Source organism: Campylobacter concisus (assembly GCF_003048615.2).
In the GTDB taxonomy this organism is placed as follows: Bacteria; Campylobacterota; Campylobacteria; order Campylobacterales; family Campylobacteraceae; genus Campylobacter_A; species Campylobacter_A concisus_C.
Map to the genome: position 1 here is coordinate 1,370,868 of NZ_CP049263.1, position 16,512 is coordinate 1,387,379.

Annotated in this window: 14 protein-coding genes and 1 CRISPR repeat array (1 of these 15 cut by a window edge); of the genes, 10 read left to right on the forward strand and 4 right to left on the reverse strand. The window is 36.9% G+C overall.

What is annotated here, in order from left to right; translation table 11 throughout:
- Nucleotides 1-28 precede the first annotated feature (28 nt).
- The 4 genes from tatB to CVS89_RS06990 are packed head-to-tail and all read left to right on the forward strand — an operon-like array spanning nt 29 to nt 2,997.
- Nucleotides 29-427, forward strand: coding sequence for a Sec-independent protein translocase protein TatB (gene tatB, locus CVS89_RS06975; protein ID WP_107847661.1), 399 nt, complete (start codon nt 29-31; stop codon nt 425-427).
- Nucleotides 427-1,182, forward strand: a complete 756-nt coding sequence (tatC, locus tag CVS89_RS06980) for a twin-arginine translocase subunit TatC (RefSeq protein ID WP_103595541.1) — start codon at nt 427-429, stop codon at nt 1,180-1,182. Before tatB ends, tatC begins: the two co-directional genes overlap by 1 nt.
- Nucleotides 1,175-2,197, forward strand: coding sequence for a tRNA preQ1(34) S-adenosylmethionine ribosyltransferase-isomerase QueA (gene queA / locus CVS89_RS06985; RefSeq protein WP_107847732.1), 1,023 nt, complete (start codon nt 1,175-1,177; stop codon nt 2,195-2,197). The genes tatC and queA overlap by 8 nt, the downstream gene beginning before the upstream one ends.
- A complete protein-coding gene (locus CVS89_RS06990; protein WP_107847660.1) occupies nt 2,194-2,997 on the forward strand; it encodes a hypothetical protein in 804 nt (267 codons plus the stop codon). The genes queA and CVS89_RS06990 overlap by 4 nt, the downstream gene beginning before the upstream one ends.
- Nucleotides 2,998-3,004: 7 nt before the next feature.
- On the opposite strand, the gene ruvX is transcribed toward CVS89_RS06990, so the two are convergent.
- The 4 genes from ruvX to ilvC are packed head-to-tail and all read right to left on the reverse strand — an operon-like array spanning nt 3,005 to nt 6,626.
- Complete coding sequence (gene ruvX / locus CVS89_RS06995) at nt 3,005-3,388, reverse strand: Holliday junction resolvase RuvX (RefSeq protein ID WP_107847659.1); 384 nt, start codon at nt 3,386-3,388, stop codon at nt 3,005-3,007.
- Nucleotides 3,385-4,155 carry a DNA-processing protein DprA gene (locus CVS89_RS07000; RefSeq protein ID WP_107847658.1) on the reverse strand — a complete coding sequence of 257 codons (771 nt, stop codon included), beginning with the start codon at nt 4,153-4,155 and terminating at the stop codon, nt 3,385-3,387. The genes ruvX and CVS89_RS07000 overlap by 4 nt, the downstream gene beginning before the upstream one ends.
- Complete coding sequence (locus tag CVS89_RS07005) at nt 4,152-5,600, reverse strand: divergent polysaccharide deacetylase family protein (RefSeq protein ID WP_107847657.1); 1,449 nt, start codon at nt 5,598-5,600, stop codon at nt 4,152-4,154. The genes CVS89_RS07000 and CVS89_RS07005 overlap by 4 nt, the downstream gene beginning before the upstream one ends.
- Nucleotides 5,601-5,603: 3 nt before the next feature.
- Nucleotides 5,604-6,626 carry a ketol-acid reductoisomerase gene (gene ilvC / locus CVS89_RS07010; RefSeq protein WP_107790880.1) on the reverse strand — a complete coding sequence of 341 codons (1,023 nt, stop codon included), beginning with the start codon at nt 6,624-6,626 and terminating at the stop codon, nt 5,604-5,606.
- Between the two features lie 141 nt (nt 6,627-6,767).
- Here ilvC and CVS89_RS07015 point away from each other — a divergent pair, with 141 nt between their 5' ends.
- The 6 genes from CVS89_RS07015 (at nt 6,768) to rpsR (ending at nt 11,836) form a co-directional block, all read left to right on the forward strand.
- Nucleotides 6,768-7,586 carry an HDOD domain-containing protein gene (locus CVS89_RS07015; protein ID WP_103613384.1) on the forward strand — a complete coding sequence of 273 codons (819 nt, stop codon included), beginning with the start codon at nt 6,768-6,770 and terminating at the stop codon, nt 7,584-7,586.
- Nucleotides 7,583-9,502, forward strand: coding sequence for an RNB domain-containing ribonuclease (locus CVS89_RS07020; protein ID WP_107847656.1), 1,920 nt, complete (start codon nt 7,583-7,585; stop codon nt 9,500-9,502). The genes CVS89_RS07015 and CVS89_RS07020 overlap by 4 nt, the downstream gene beginning before the upstream one ends.
- Complete coding sequence (gene holA, locus CVS89_RS07025) at nt 9,495-10,493, forward strand: DNA polymerase III subunit delta (protein ID WP_107847655.1); 999 nt, start codon at nt 9,495-9,497, stop codon at nt 10,491-10,493. The genes CVS89_RS07020 and holA overlap by 8 nt, the downstream gene beginning before the upstream one ends.
- Nucleotides 10,494-10,570: 77 nt before the next feature.
- Complete coding sequence (gene rpsF, locus CVS89_RS07030) at nt 10,571-10,990, forward strand: 30S ribosomal protein S6 (protein WP_004317779.1); 420 nt, start codon at nt 10,571-10,573, stop codon at nt 10,988-10,990.
- Nucleotides 10,991-11,003: 13 nt separating this feature from the next.
- On the forward strand, nt 11,004-11,558 hold the full coding sequence (locus CVS89_RS07035; protein ID WP_021085928.1) for a single-stranded DNA-binding protein: 555 nt from the start codon (nt 11,004-11,006) through the stop codon (nt 11,556-11,558).
- 17 nt (nt 11,559-11,575) lie between these two features.
- Entirely contained in the window at nt 11,576-11,836 is a 261-nt protein-coding gene (rpsR, locus tag CVS89_RS07040) for a 30S ribosomal protein S18 (protein ID WP_021085886.1), read from the forward strand.
- A 112-nt stretch (nt 11,837-11,948) separates the two neighbouring features.
- A CRISPR array of direct repeats spans nt 11,949-16,512; the repeat unit is 30 nt; unit sequence GTTTCAAACTCCAACGGAGTAAATTCTAAT; it runs 205 nt beyond the window's last position.

Consider the following 16,512-nt stretch of genomic DNA (forward strand, 5'->3'; position numbering starts at 1 on the left):
GCTTAAATAAAATTTAACAGAGGCAAAAATGTTTGGAATGAGTTTTTCTGAGATCTTGGTCATCGCCGTGATCGCCGTGCTAGTTTTGGGCCCTGACAAGCTGCCAAGCGCTATGGTGCAGATCGCCAAATTTCTAAAGATGTTTAAAAAGGGCATAAACGACGCAAAATCAACATTTGATCAAGAGATGAAGATAGCCGAGCTTAAAGAAGACGCTCAAAAATACAAAGAGAGCATAACTCAAAGTGCGCAAAGCGTGCGAAAAAAGCTCACTTTTGAAGAGCTTGACGAGATCAAGAAAAGCGCAAGTGACATTACTGGCAGCATACAAAACGTCGTAAGCGACACCAAAAAAACGGTAGAAAATATAAAAAATCCAACAAATTTAGTTAAAGATGCGATCTTAAACGATAAAAAAGAGGCGTAATGTTTGAAGAGCTAAGACCCCATTTGATCGAACTTAGAAAGAGGCTTTTTATAAGCATAGTAAGCGTTTTTGTCTGTTTTGGCATCTGTTTTACATTTTGGAATCCACTGCTTGCATGGATGAGCGAGCCGCTAAAACAGGTCTTGCCAGCTGGCTCAAATATCATCTTTACGCAAATTCAAGAGCCATTTTTCACTGCGATGAAGGTCGCTTTTTTTGCTGGTTTGGTGCTTGCTTTGCCTATCATTTTTTGGCAGTTTTGGCTATTTGTCGCACCTGGACTTTATGATAATGAAAAAAAATATGTGATCCCATTTGTCCTCTCTGCTTCATTTATGTTTGCGTGCGGGGCGGCGTTTTGCTACTACGTGGTCATCCCGCTTGGCTTTACATTTTTGGTAAATTTTGGCGGTCAGCTCTTTACGGCGCTGCCAAGCATAGGCGAGTACGTGGGCTTTTTTACAAAACTACTAATCGGCTTTGGAATTTCATTTGAGCTGCCAGTCATTACATTTTTCTTAGCAAAGATCGGCCTTGTCGATGACAAGATGCTAAAAGACTACTTCAGATACGCAGTAGTCGTCATCTTCATCTTCGCAGCCATCGTCACACCGCCAGATGTTATAAGTCAAATTTTAATGGCACTGCCACTCATCGGACTTTATGGAATTTCTATCATCGTAGCCAAAAGAGCTGGCAAAAGCGACGATGATGAAGAAGATAGCGACACAAACAGCGACGCAGACGATGAGTGATATAAACGATATCTCAAGCTACGACTACTTTTTGCCTAACGAGCTCATCGCAAAAGAGCCAGTTTTGCCAAAAGAAGAGGCAAGACTGCTTGTTTATCTTAAAAAAACAAAAGAGATAAAACACTATAAATTTAAAGATCTAGCCAGTCTCATCCCAGAGGACGCAGCGGTCATTTTTAACAATACAAAGGTGGTTAAAGCGCGCATTTTAGGACACAAACAAAGTGGCGGAGCTTGCGAAGTGATGCTAAATCAACCGCTTAATGATAATAAATTTAGCGTCTATATAAGGGGCAGAGTAAGTGTTGGTAGCATTTTAAATTTTGCTGATAGCATAAAGGTAAATGTGCTTGAGCTAAATGATGATGGCTCAAGGGTGGTAAATTTCACCAAAGATGGCGTTATTTTAGATACGGCGCGACTTTTTAGCGAACTAGAAAAGATCGGTCATGTCCCACTTCCGCCATATATCAAAAGGGCTGATACAAAGGACGATGAGAGCTGGTATCAAAGTATATTTGCCAAAAATAGCGGCGCTGTCGCAGCTCCGACAGCCAGTCTGCACTTTAGCGAGCAGATGTTAGAGAGAATAAAGGCAAAGCACGAAGTCGCCTACATCACGCTTCACGTGGGCGCTGGGACATTTAAGGGCGTGGAGTGCCAAAATATAAACGACCACAAAATGCACTCTGAGTTTTATGAGCTAAGCGAAAAAGCTCAAGAGATCATAAACTCAAATAAACCTATCCTTGGCGTTGGCACGACGGTTACTAGATGCGTTGAAGAATTTGCTAGAAGCAAGCAGCCAAGTGGCTTTTGCAAGCTATTTTTAAACCTAAATAATAGACCGATCAGGCAAAACTACCTTTTAACAAATTTTCACCTGCCAAAATCAACGCTGATCATGCTAGTTACTAGCTTCATAGGGCTTGAAGAGACGATGAGAATTTACGAAACTGCAGTTAGCGAAAAGTATAGATTTTACTCTTATGGCGATGGGATGCTTGTGATATGAAAGATAAAAGCATTGATATAATTGAAAGGATGGAAATATTACTTAGTGCCTTATACCAGGATGCACAAGATACTAAAAATTCAATTGTTTTTGATTACAATCCAGGCTATCCAAGATTTTTAAATTTTGATGCAGAAAATTTTATAAAAGCACTTGAAAATATTTGCAAATTTTTCCTTTACTATACTGAATACGCAAGTATTTCAATAATTTTTCATCTTAAAAATTATAGTTCTAAAGCAGTACACTTTAACATCAATATCAAGTCAAGTCGTAGCGTTATCAATCCAAAGCAGTATTATTTAAACAAAATAAACAAATATTTACAAAAAGCTAATTCAACGCTGCTAAATCACAATGACGGCGAATTTATAATATCTTTAACGGCCACATTAAACAATATAAATTTGCAGCAAACGCTAATAAATCTAAAAAATCAAACAAATGTTACTGCACTTATTGCTTGCGATGAAGACTCATTGTTTGACACCATTAGTGCTCAAGCGAATTTTTTAGGGTTAAAAGTGATTGGAAAAAATGACATAAACAACTTAATGAGGCATGTCACTGATTCCATATTTTCGCCTTTTATTATTTTTATAGAAAGTGAAATTTTAAAAGATGAAGCAACTTTAAATAAGATAGTCGAGTTTAAAAATCTTAAAAACTTTAAAATAATAGTTATTTGCAAAAATGATCAACTTGCAAGTAATTTGCCAGAAAATTTTATAATTTTAAAACAGCCTTTTAGCACAGATAGTTTTCAACTAGCATTTAAAAATGCAATTAAAAATAATTAACTAATTTTTAATTTATTTCAAGATATCTCTTTAAGATGATAGTCGCTGAGACGCTATCAAGCCTGCCATCTCGCTTTGTGCTTGTATAAATTTCACTTGCCTCGCTGCTGCTAAAGGTCTCATCTTGATAGACGATATTAGCCTGCACATCAAGAAGCGAGACAAAGTGCTCTATGCGCCTTCTCATCTCATCCTCGCTACTACCGCCGATTGGCACGCCCACTACTAGCGTGTTTGGAGCGTATTCATTTACTTTTTGGCTTACATCTCTTGCGGCTTGATTTCTATTTTTTCTAAGAACTGGCTCAAGGGGCGTCACGACCTCGCCAAAGCCAAAAGCAAGCCCTATGCGCTTTAGTCCAACATCGATCGCCATAAATTTCTCTCTCATAGCACGCTTTTTACTCTTAAATTTAAAATTTCAACTAGCCCGTCAAGCTCGTACTCATAGATGATCTCGCCAAATTTAGACAATGCTTCATCAAGGCTAACGCCATTTTTGCAAAATTTCAAGATCTCATCATCAGCTTTTTCTTGCTCTTTTACCTCGCCAAAAAGTGAGGCAAATTTAACGTAATCATCGATAAGCTCGGCCTTTTTGCTAGCCAGTAAGGCATTTGTCCCACTACTCTCATTTATGCGCTGAGGCAGGACAAAGAGAGGGATTTTAAGCTCATTTGCAAGCCTTGCACTTTGCATCGAGCCACTTCTTAGATCAGCTTGTGCAACCACAAGAGCTTGCGCAAGCCCCACAACTATGCGGTTTCGCTCTAAAAATCTATAAGCGATCGGTGGCTCACCCTCGTCATACTCGCTTAGAGCCAAGCCTTTTTCATAAATTTCTCTTATCGCTGCTTTATTTTGCGCTGGATAGATGATATCAAGTCCATTTGCAAAAACGCTGATAGTTCGTGGCATGGCAGCCTTGTGCGCCGTGATATCCACGCCGATAGCCCCACCACTTACCACGCAGACATTTGCGCTTTTTAGGGCTGCGCAAAGTGCCGTGACACACTCTTTTGTATAGACACTTGCCTTTCTTGAGCCAACAACTGCTACTTTTGGCATGCTAAGAAGCGAGGTATCGCCTATGAAATTTAGCTCTTTTGGGGGATTTTTTAGCCTATTTAGCGCCTCTGGGATGATTTTAAGCTTCATAAAATATCTTTTAGATAAACAACTTCTACATCTTTTAAGATATTGTTTTTGCTAGCTTTTATCACTGCGATAGTGTTTTTCTTTGGGTGTCCGATGGCGATCGCGTAGCCCCTTTTTTTGGCTAAATTTACAGCAGCTACAAGCTCACGCCTAACCGCACTAGCCGATGGATCATCATCTAAAAATATATCTCTTGAAATGTAAGGCTGATTATACTTTTTCGCAGCCCTTGCCACGGCTGTTTGAGCAATCGTCTTACTATCAACAAAGATAAAGCCCTGCTCTATCAGCGCTCTATAAGCCTTGTCCATCGCGTCATAATCACTAGTAAATCGTGATCCTGTGTGGTTGTTTGTATATTTTGCGCGCGGGAAGTCTTTGCGTATCTTTTTTATCTTTTCATGCATACTCTCAAAGCTCTCGTTTATCGTAAGAGTGCCTATCTCTGGACTATCAAAGTGCTTTGCCTGCATCGGCAGATGTATCATATAAAACTCAAACGTTCTAGCGATCGAAGGTGTATCTGGGTGAGTTTTTGTCGCTGGAAAAATAGACGGCGTTATCTTTAGACCAAGCGACTTTATCATGCTAGCGTGCTCAAATGTCGCTACATCATCGATTATTAGCACTAGCTTGGCACGCCCTTTTACACTGCTATTTGGAGTAAATGGCACAACCGCAAAGTCATCTTTTTTCGCGCCCTCTTTTTGCGGTTTTTCGCTGTAAATTTGCTTCTTATCTTTTTTGCTAGGTTCAACCTCACTTTTTTTAGTAGGTTCTGGTTTTAAAATTTCACTATGCTTTAAATTTTCTTTTATGCTTAAATTTGCTTCAGCGCTTTTATTTTGCTCTGTTTTTGTATCTGCTTTTACTTCATTTTTGCCTGCGTAAAATGGCTCGATTATTTGCTCGACCTTTAATTCTGGCTTTTCTTCACTCTTTGCTTCAGATCTTGTATCTACGCTACTTTGCATATTTTTATATAAATTTGCAAGCAAATTTTTAGTATCGTTTTGCTCTTTTTTTGGCTCTTCTTTTTTAGCTTCTACTTTTACTTCAGGTTTTATCTCAGGAGTTATCTTTTTTTGCTCTTTTGGCTCAGTTTTTGGCTTTAAAGCAAGTTCGCTTTTGTGTTTAGGATCGGTAAAAATTTTACTTAAATTTTCATCTTCATCAAATTTTAGAGGGTATTTTCTCTTTTCATACTCTTGTTTTTTATCTTTGCTAGCAACTTTTTGCTCTGCTTTTTTTGAAATTTGCTTCTCGCTCTTTGGCTCATTTACTTTGCTTATCTGCTCAACATCTTTATTTTTGATGCTAAGAGCTGCGATGAGTGCTACTATCAAAATAGCAGCAATGACGCCGATACCAAGGAAAATTTTATTATGAGAGCGACCTGCACTCTTTTTTGCAGGACGCTTCTTTGTAGTCTTTTTTTCGCTCAAGGCTTAGTTTTTGCTTTGATCTATAAGTTTGCCGTTAGTTATCCAAGGCATCATTGCGCGAAGTTTTTTGCCAGTTTTATTTAGCAAGCTTCTCTCTGCTATACCGCGCTCAGCATTCATTCTAACATATCCTGCTTTCCTCTCTAGGATGAAGTCTTTTGCAAATTTACCGTTTTGAATTTCTCTTAAAACTTCTTTCATAGCTTTTCTGCTCTCTTCGCCAACTACTCTTACGCCGCTTACGTAGTCGCCGTATTCAGCTGTGTTTGAGATAGAGTAGCGCATATCAGCCATGCCACCTTGATACATTAGATCAACGATTAGTTTTAGTTCGTGCAAGCACTCAAAATACGCCATCTCAGGCTCATATCCAGCCTCTACAAGTGTATCAAAGCCAGCATTTACAAGTGCGCAAAGACCACCGCAAAGCACAGCTTGCTCGCCAAATAAATCTGTTTCAGTTTCATCTTTAAATGTTGTCTCAATGATGCCAGTTCTACCGCCACCTATGCCGCAAGCATAGCTTAGAGCGATCTCTTTAGCCTTTCCACTTGCATTTTGCTCAACAGCGATAAGATCAGGTATGCCACCACCTCTTACAAATTCACTTCTAACTGTGTGTCCTGGAGCTTTTGGAGCGATCATGATGACGTCTATGTTTGCTGGAGCTTTGATCTGTCCAAAATGAACGTTAAAACCATGTCCAAATGCGATAGCAGCGTGATCTTTTAAATTTGGCTCGATCTCGTTTTTATAAATTTCAGCTTGAAGCTCATCTGGTGTTAGGATCATAACTACATCAGCGCCTTTTGTAGCTTCACTTACAGTTTTTACTTCAAAGCCTTTAGCCTCAGCTTTTGCCCAGCTTTTACCGCCTTTTGCAAGACCGATTACGACACTTACACCATTATCTCTTAAATTTTCAGCGTGTGCGTGACCTTGTGAGCCAAAGCCGATAATTGCTACTTTTCTACCCTGAATAAGGCTTAAATCACAGTCTTTATCATAATAAACATTTATAGCCATTGTTTCTCCTATTGTTAAAATTTGGCGAAATTATAACTCTAGCCAGCAAAAATTCGGCTGAAACAGACAGAAACTAATTTTAAGTTTTATGATAATTTATTTTGCTAAAATACCCAAAAATTAATCAAAAGAGATGACTCAATGAATGAATCAGTTTTTAAAAAAATCAAGGCACTTCCTCCATTAGATGATACTATTATACAGATCCAGCGCCTACATGCTGACGAAAATAGCTCGATAAATGACCTTACAAAAGTTGTCGAAAAGGACCCGATGCTAACTGCAAATATTTTGCGTTCAGCAAACTCTCCGCTTTATGGTTTTTCTCAAGAGATCACAACCATAGCAAGGGCTATTTCGCTATTTGGCATGGCTACTATCCGCGGTTTTGCACTTTCAAGTACTATTAAAAAGAGCTTTTCTATAAATTTAGAGCCCTATGGCATCACTGCGCAAGATTTTTTAAATATTTCAATTATTCAAAATGCTTTGATGTACAACTGGTATTCTAAAATCAAACCTAAGAGCCTTGAAATTCTTGCACCTGCTTCGTTTATGCTTGAAGTAGGCAAGATAGTCTTAGCTCACGAGCTAATAGAAAATAAGCAAGAAGCAGGATTTAGAGAAAAAATACAAAACATAGCAAGTCCCATCGATCTTGCTTTATTAGAGACAGAAATTTTAGATATGACAAATGAAGAGGTTACTGCTAAAATTTTTGAGCAGTGGAATCTTGAGACAGAACTAAGCAACTCTATACTTTATTCAAACGCTCCAGAAGAAGGGCCTGATCATATAAAAGAGTTTGCAAGAGCGTTAAAAGTAGTAAAAACAGCGGTTAATATCTTTAACCAACTTGACGATATCAGCATACAAAACACAATGCCGATACTTGACGAATATGGCTTTGGACACGATACATTTTTAATGGCTGTTGCTAAGGTCAAAGACAATTTGTGAAAGAATTTTTAACATCACTTCTCGTTGGCATCAAAGAAAAAGAGATATCAAACGAAGACAAAGAGGTCTTACGTAATCTCCTAAACTTTGGTGTCGTAAGCTTACATAAAGATAAATTTTACCTAAACAACGGCTATGTCTGCGGCAAGCTTGACATCAGCCAAAACGCAACTGGCTTTATCATGCCATTTGACAAGCGCTTCAAGCAAGATATCATCGTCGAAAATAAAAATTTAAACAACTCTCACCTTGGCGATATCGTGCTAGCAAAGCTTTTGCCACTTAAGAAAAAACGCCAAAGTGCTAAAATAGTGATGAGCCTAAAGCTTGCAAATGAGACAAGCGTGGTCTATACAAAACGCTTTGGGGCGGCTATTTTAGGGGTAAATTTAAAAACAGGGCTAAGCACAACCCTAAAGGCAACGCAAAAAAGCCTAAAGATGCTCCCGCTTGGGACGCTACTAAAGATAAACAACCTAAACAACGAAATAGTCGAGGTTTTAGGAAATTTAGAAGATCCGCTAAGCGATGAGAAAATTTCGCTTGCTATTTATAATAAAAATGATAAATTTAGCGAGGCTTGCGAGCTTGAAGCAAAGGCATTTGGCGATGAAGTCGATGCTAGCATGTATCCAAACAGGGTTGATCTAAGAAATTTAGAGTTTTGTACGATCGATCCAGTCGATGCCAAAGACTTTGACGATGCCATATATTTTGATGAGAAAAAGCGCGAAATTTACGTCGCAATTGCCGATGTAAGCGAGTATGTGACCGCATATAGCGCCATTGATAGCGAGGCTAAAAAAAGAGGCTTTTCTATTTACTTTCCGCACATCTCAGTGCCGATGTTGCCGCGTGCGCTTAGTGAAAATATCTGCTCGCTAAAGCCAGACGTACCACGCCTTGCATTTTGTTTTAAAATTTCACTCGATGCAAACAATGATGTAAAAAAAGAGGAGCTTTTTGAGGCGATCATCCTTTCAAAAAGGCGCTTTAACTACGACGAGATCGATGAAATTTTAGAAGGTAAAAGAGAGTGTGAAATTTCATGGATCAAGCCACTTTTTAAACTCACCACGAAGCTTCGCAAAAAAAGGCTTTTGCACGCATTTGACTTCAGGACAAAAGAGCTTAGAATGAGCCTTGATGAAGAGGGTCAAATTTTGCAAACTAGGTTTGAAAGCGACTCCGACTCACATAGACTTGTTGAAGACTGCATGCTTTTAGCAAACAAGGCCGCCGCAAAGCTCATCACAAAGGGCGTTTTTAGAAACCACGCTTCGCCTGATTTTAAAAAGATAGATACCTTGCTTGAGGACTTGCAGCTTTTGGGGCTTGATTTTGCCTACGAGAGCGACCTTGCAAATTTGATAAGAAAGATCCAAGCAAAGGCCGATGAACTAGGCAACCGCGAAGAGATAGATAAGCTCATCATCAAGTCTCAAAAAAAGGCTGAATACTCAAGTGAGAATTTAGGCCACTTTGGGCTTGGATTTGATAGATACACGCACTTTACAAGCCCTATTAGACGCTATTCTGACCTTATTTTACACAGGCTTTTAAAGGCTAAAATTTCAAAAGATGATAAGCTTTACAACTTCTTGCTTTTAAACATCCAAAGCACATGTGCAACCTTAAGTGAGCTTGAAAGAGAGGCTGACAAGGTGGCCTACGACTTTATGGATAGGAAATTTGCGCGTTGGGCAGCTGCAAATATCGGCAAAGAGGTGCGCTGCTACGTGAGCGAAAACCAAAATGTCTTAGTTGCCAAGCTTGATGATTACTTTGTTGGAGCTAGGATTTTCATCACTGGATACAGCGCAAATTTACTTCAAAAGCTTGTCGTAAAGATCACAGAGGCCGACATCGCGAGCGCTAAAATTTTTGCAAAAGTAGTAAGAAAGATCGATGTATAGAAAAGATTTGGAGCTAAATTTAGCAAATGCAAATTTAAGCAACTACTTCTTGCTTTTTGGCGCAGATGAGTTTCAGATAGAGCTTTTTGGCAAGGAAATTTTGAGCTTTTATGCAAGTGAAGATGCAAATTTATTAAGCCTTTATTTTGACGAGTACAACTACGCTCAAGCAAGCTCTCACCTAAGCGAGCAGTCGCTTTTTGGCGGCAAAAATATCCTCTATGTAAAAAGCGACAAAAAGATCCCAGCAAAAGAGCTAAAAGAGCTCATCTCGCTTTGCTCAAAAAGCCATGACAACTACTTTTTATTTGAGCTTTATGAGGCCGATATGAAGCTAGTTTTTGATACGCAAAAGGCTTTTGGGACAAATTTTGCTAGATTTTTCAAGCCCTCAAACCCAGATGAAGCTATAAATTTACTAGCCAAAAGCTCGGCTAAAATAGGCCTAAACATAACCAAAAACGCACTTTATGAACTTTACTTTACGCATAATGAAAATTTATATCTCGCAGCAAGCGAGCTAACAAAACTAAAGAGCCTAAACACCCACATCGAACAAGACGATGTAAAAAGGCTAGTTTTTGGACTTGGCGGGATAAATTTTGATGATTTTTTTAACAAATTTATGGCTCTAAAGGATATAAAAAACGACTTTTTTACCTATCTAGAAGATCCAAATTTTAATGAAATTTTACTTCTAAACTCACTTTACAAAGCATTTTTTAGGCTATTTAAAATTTACTCTTACATTAAGATAAATGGCCGATTAAATTTAGATGAGGCAATTGGTTATCAACCACCTGTAAATGTGGCAAATTTACTAAAAGCAAATAGCTTAAAGCTAAGTTTAAATGCCTATTTAGAGATATTTAAAACGCTAAATTTAGCCGAGCTAGAGCTAAAAACAAATACAAAAATGGATAAAGAAATTTTCGTTTTATCAACCATTTTAAACCTCCAACATCTAATATCAACAGCAAATATTAAGTAAATTTAAGCTAAAATCCACCCTTGCTTAATGCAAAATCCTTGCTCACAAAGTGAGCTAAATATCCATAAGGAGAAAAAATGAAACATTACGAGCTTTTATTTATTCTTAAGCCGACATTGACGGAAGAGGAAGTTAAAGCTAAGGTTGACTTCGTAAAAGAAGTCATAACAAAAAACGGCGGCGAGATCGCTACTGTCGTTGAGATGGGCACTAGAAAACTAGCTTATACCATCAAAAAATATGAGCGTGGAACATATTTTGTTATCTATTACAAAGCTCCACCAGCACTTCTTGCAGAGCTTACAAGAAACGTAAGAATCACAGAAGATATCATAAGATTTTTAAGCGTTAAATATGAAAACAAACGCGAAATCGCAGCTTGGGAAAGACTTTGCAAAGGTATCAAGCAAACTATAAAAAAAGAACCACGCGAGCCAAGAGCACCACGCGAGCCAAGAGCTGAAAAAGTAGACGAGCAAACATTTACAGAAGAATAATCAAGGATAAAAAATGTTCAATAAAGTAGTATTAGTTGGAAATTTAACCAGAGATATAGAGCTTAGATATACTACTAGCGGGTCAGCTATCGGAAATTCTGGTATCGCTGTAACTAGAAGATTTAACACAAATGGTGAAAAACGCGAAGAGACATGCTTTATTGACATATCATTCTTTGGCAAAGCAGCTGAGATAGCAAATCAGTATCTAAGTAAAGGCTCAAAGCTACTTGTTGAAGGAAGATTGAAATTTGATCAATGGACCGACAACAATGGACAAAACCGCTCAAAGCACTCGATTGTAGTAGAAAATATGGAGATGCTTGGCGGAAATGGCGGAGCTGGTGGACAAAATCAAGGTGGATTTAATCAAAATAATTCATACTCACAACAAAGAAATTATGGCTCAAACAATAACTATGGTGATGGCGGATATCAAAACTCAGCACCACAAAGACAGCAAGCACAGCCACAAAATAAAAAGCAACAAGAGTATTATGAAGAGAAAATCCCTGATATAAATGTTGACGCTGACAATTTTGAAGGCGATAACGAAATACCGTTTTAATTTTAAAGGATAAAGAAATGGCAGAAAAAAGAAAATATTCACGCAAATATTGCAAATTTACAGAAGCAAAGATTGATTTTATAGACTACAAAGATACTTCACTTTTAAAGTATTGCTTATCAGAGAGATTTAAAATCATGCCAAGACGCCTAACTGGCACATCAAAAAGATATCAAGAGATGGTAGAAAAAGCAATCAAGAGAGCTCGTCACGCAGCCATCATACCTTATATAATTGATCGCAAAGACGTAGTTTCAAATCCTTTTGAAGGTCTATAACTACCTTATTCGGACCCATATTTGGGTCCAACTTCTTTAGAAATATTTTAAAATATCAATACTCATGTTAATAATTTAATATATCAAACTAAAAATGAAGTTGAAAACATATGTTTCAAACTCCAACGGAGTAAATTCTAATTAGGGATTGTCTTTGTAGAGTTAAAGCCAATATATGGTTTCAAACTCCAACGGAGTAAATTCTAATAAATTCTCCCAGTCTTGCCCTTCTAGGTTGCAAAGTTTCAAACTCCAACGGAGTAAATTCTAATATATATGGCTAGACTGGGCGGAGGAGATGTATAAGGCGTTTCAAACTCCAACGGAGTAAATTCTAATTCTAAAGCAATACCCCTAAAACATCGAGAACCAAGTTTCAAACTCCAACGGAGTAAATTCTAATCTGGCTTTACCGATGAAGTAGAGCAAAAGGTTGTTTTGTTTCAAACTCCAACGGAGTAAATTCTAATCGTAATAGGATCAAGCCAATGACCCTCTCCATCATGTTTCAAACTCCAACGGAGTAAATTCTAATTATCAAGTATCTGTAAATGATTATTTTACAGATTTATAGTTTCAAACTCCAACGGAGTAAATTCTAATCACCCATTTTCTCATTATAAAAATCAGGGCGACATTGTTTCAAACTCCAACGGAGTAAATTCTAATGATACTTGGGATTTTGATAGAGAGGAATACAGAAGTTTCAAACTCCAACGGAGTAAATTCTAATTTTGGCTGAAGAGGCAAAGAGGGGAGTAGCCACAAGTTTCAAACTCCAACGGAGTAAATTCTAATAAAAGCAAAGAATATTTTGCTAGCCTCGCAGGTGTGTTTCAAACTCCAACGGAGCAAATTCTAATCATAATACTTGACGCATTTTTTGAAATTTGGAAAGGGCGTTTCAAACTCCAACGGAGTAAATTCTAATTCATAAAAATATCTGACGGCGACACTATCACTGTGCGTTTCAAACTCCAACGGAGTAAATTCTAATTAGAAGATGATGAGATAAAAGCCTTGCACTCAAACGTTTCAAACTCCAACGGAGTAAATTCTAATTTAATTGCATTATAGAAAATGATTAAATTGCATTGTTTCAAACTCCAACGGAGTAAATTCTAATTCTCTTTAGTTGCTTTGCTATTATTAACATAATAGTTTCAAACTCCAACGGAGTAAATTCTAATTAGAAAAGTTAGAATTGTTTAAAACTTTAGACGAATGTTTCAAACTCCAACGGAGTAAATTCTAATTCTCTTTAGTTGCTTTGCTATTATTAACATAATAGTTTCAAACTCCAACGGAGTAAATTCTAATTGTTCTACATCAAATATAGTATCATCATTAATTGTTTCAAACTCCAACGGAGTAAATTCTAATGGTGCTGTTCTAGTTGCTTATGGCGTATTCTTCGCTGTGTTTCAAACTCCAACGGAGTAAATTCTAATAAAGTTAAATCAAATTGTTGAGAGTGCTAAACTCTCGTTTCAAACTCCAACGGAGTAAATTCTAATAGCCATTACGTCTAAAAGCTCACTTTTAGTTTTAGTGTTTCAAACTCCAACGGAGTAAATTCTAATATTAAGTTTAATTTATTGCGCTTGATTAGCTTAATGTTTCAAACTCCAACGGAGTAAATTCTAATTTAAAGATTTTTTATATCTTGAAGATTATTTATAGTTTCAAACTCCAACGGAGTAAATTCTAATGCAAGTTTAGCTTTAATAAGAATATATCGAAGTTTAATGTTTCAAACTCCAACGGAGTAAATTCTAATGAAAATTGTAAAACTCGAAAATCGTCAGACGATAAAGAAGTTTCAAACTCCAACGGAGTAAATTCTAATGCTAGATTATTGATATATTCAATTACGATTTTTTCGTGTTTCAAACTCCAACGGAGTAAATTCTAATTTTCTCTCTTTTAGGCTGTGATACTGCTCGCTTTCGTTTCAAACTCCAACGGAGTAAATTCTAATTTGTTTTCATAGGCTTATGTTAAAAAAATTTACATTAGTTTCAAACTCCAACGGAGTAAATTCTAATGAAAATTGTAAAACTCGAAAATCGTCAGACGATAAAGAAGTTTCAAACTCCAACGGAGTAAATTCTAATGCTAGATTATTGATATATTCAATTACGATTTTTTCGTGTTTCAAACTCCAACGGAGTAAATTCTAATTTTCTCTCTTTTAGGCTGTGATACTGCTCGCTTTCGTTTCAAACTCCAACGGAGTAAATTCTAATTTGTTTTCATAGGCTTATGTTAAAAAAATTTACATTAGTTTCAAACTCCAACGGAGTAAATTCTAATGAAAATTGTAAAACTCGAAAATCGTCAGACGATAAAGAAGTTTCAAACTCCAACGGAGTAAATTCTAATGCTAGATTATTGATATATTCAATTACGATTTTTTCGTGTTTCAAACTCCAACGGAGTAAATTCTAATGCTTTTGATTTTGGTAAAGGAACAAAACTTTGAGGTTTCAAACTCCAACGGAGTAAATTCTAATTAAATTCAATTTGATACTTATAAAGACACTAGAAAATGTTTCAAACTCCAACGGAGTAAATTCTAATCGATTAGAAATAGCAATGAATAACACATTATTTTTGTTTCAAACTCCAACGGAGTAAATTCTAATCTTATGCAAGCGGTATAAAAACAGACGAGCTAACTGGTTTCAAACTCCAACGGAGTAAATTCTAATATTGACCTTATTAGAAACGAGTTTGACGAGTGGAGTTTCAAACTCCAACGGAGTAAATTCTAATTAGTATTGTTTTCAAGCATCGTGTTGAAGATCCAAAGTTTCAAACTCCAACGGAGTAAATTCTAATTTCTAGCGGTGGCAATAATAACGGCTCGAGTGGCAAGTTTCAAACTCCAACGGAGTAAATTCTAATTCATTGTCTTATCTCTTTTATGCTCTCTTGCTTTTTCGTTTCAAACTCCAACGGAGTAAATTCTAATGGTATTTTTGATCATTTTGTTGTTTCTGATTATCCGTTTCAAACTCCAACGGAGTAAATTCTAATAAAATTTAGTTCATTTCTATTTTTATATCTTTTTGTTTCAAACTCCAACGGAGTAAATTCTAATCAACTCTAGCGGAGAGAGTGGCAACTCTTCAAATAAGTTTCAAACTCCAACGGAGTAAATTCTAATGCGTCCGCCCCTGCAAATTGGGCGTTCTTGTCAAATGTTTCAAACTCCAACGGAGTAAATTCTAATCCCCTTTAACTATTTATATAAGCTTGTTTCCTTATAGTTTCAAACTCCAACGGAGTAAATTCTAATAAAGCTATGATGTATGCGAGTATAAGGGCTTTGTTGGTTTCAAACTCCAACGGAGTAAATTCTAATGGCTTAATAGCCCCTATTATACAGACCCAACGGGGTTTCAAACTCCAACGGAGTAAATTCTAATTTGGAAATACAACAAAAATCCTCAGCCATTTGTTGGTGAGTTTCAAACTCCAACGGAGTAAATTCTAATTTTTAAAACTCTTTCAAATTCTGCATTACAAGAAAGTTTCAAACTCCAACGGAGTAAATTCTAATGCTCGCTTTGTAGTGCCGAAAAAGAAGTAGCAGTATGTTTCAAACTCCAACGGAGTAAATTCTAATGTATTTTGCCTCTTGGCTCGTTTAGCTTCATCGAGTTTCAAACTCCAACGGAGTAAATTCTAATTGCAGCTCCTATTCCGTTGCCGCCAGTCGTGGGGTTTCAAACTCCAACGGAGTAAATTCTAATTGCTGTCGGTCTTGGTATTAGCATTTTAATGACAAGTTTCAAACTCCAACGGAGTAAATTCTAATATGTTATATTCCACAATACTAGGGTTGGACATATACCGTTTCAAACTCCAACGGAGTAAATTCTAATAATAGTGGCAACGGCAAAGAAGACGGAAAGGGTGACGGGTTTCAAACTCCAACGGAGTAAATTCTAATTTTACGCACGCTTTCAGACTGAATAGCCCCAGCAGTGTTTCAAACTCCAACGGAGTAAATTCTAATTTTTTTACTCCTTATAGCCTATCAAATTTCAAAGGTTTCAAACTCCAACGGAGTAAATTCTAATGGTGCTGTTCTTGTTGCTTATGGCGTATTCTTCGCTGTGTTTCAAACTCCAACGGAGTAAATTCTAATTTTGATTTTGATGATGCGGAGGTTAAAGAAGAGGGTTTCAAACTCCAACGGAGTAAATTCTAATTTATCCAACACATCAAATACGTGCCAACAAAGGCAGGTTTCAAACTCCAACGGAGTAAATTCTAATATTAGCATTGAAGAAGCTTTGCAAAACAGCAAGGGTTTCAAACTCCAACGGAGTAAATTCTAATAGTATTAAAATTTTCACCAGCATTACAAGTAGCAAGTTTCAAACTCCAACGGAGTAAATTCTAATAACGATATACACGATATTCGTTTAAAGAACCATAATGTTTCAAACTCCAACGGAGTAAATTCTAATGAAATCGGACGAACTTCGTCACAAAAACCTAAAAGAGTTTCAAACTCCAACGGAGTAAATTCTAATTAAGGCACTTAAAAGATGATGGTATTCTTAGTTTTGGTTTCAAACTCCAACGGAGTAAATTCTAATCTTTTCTTGATACGCCACACTTTGAAAGAAATTGTGTTTCAAACTCCAACGGAGTAAATT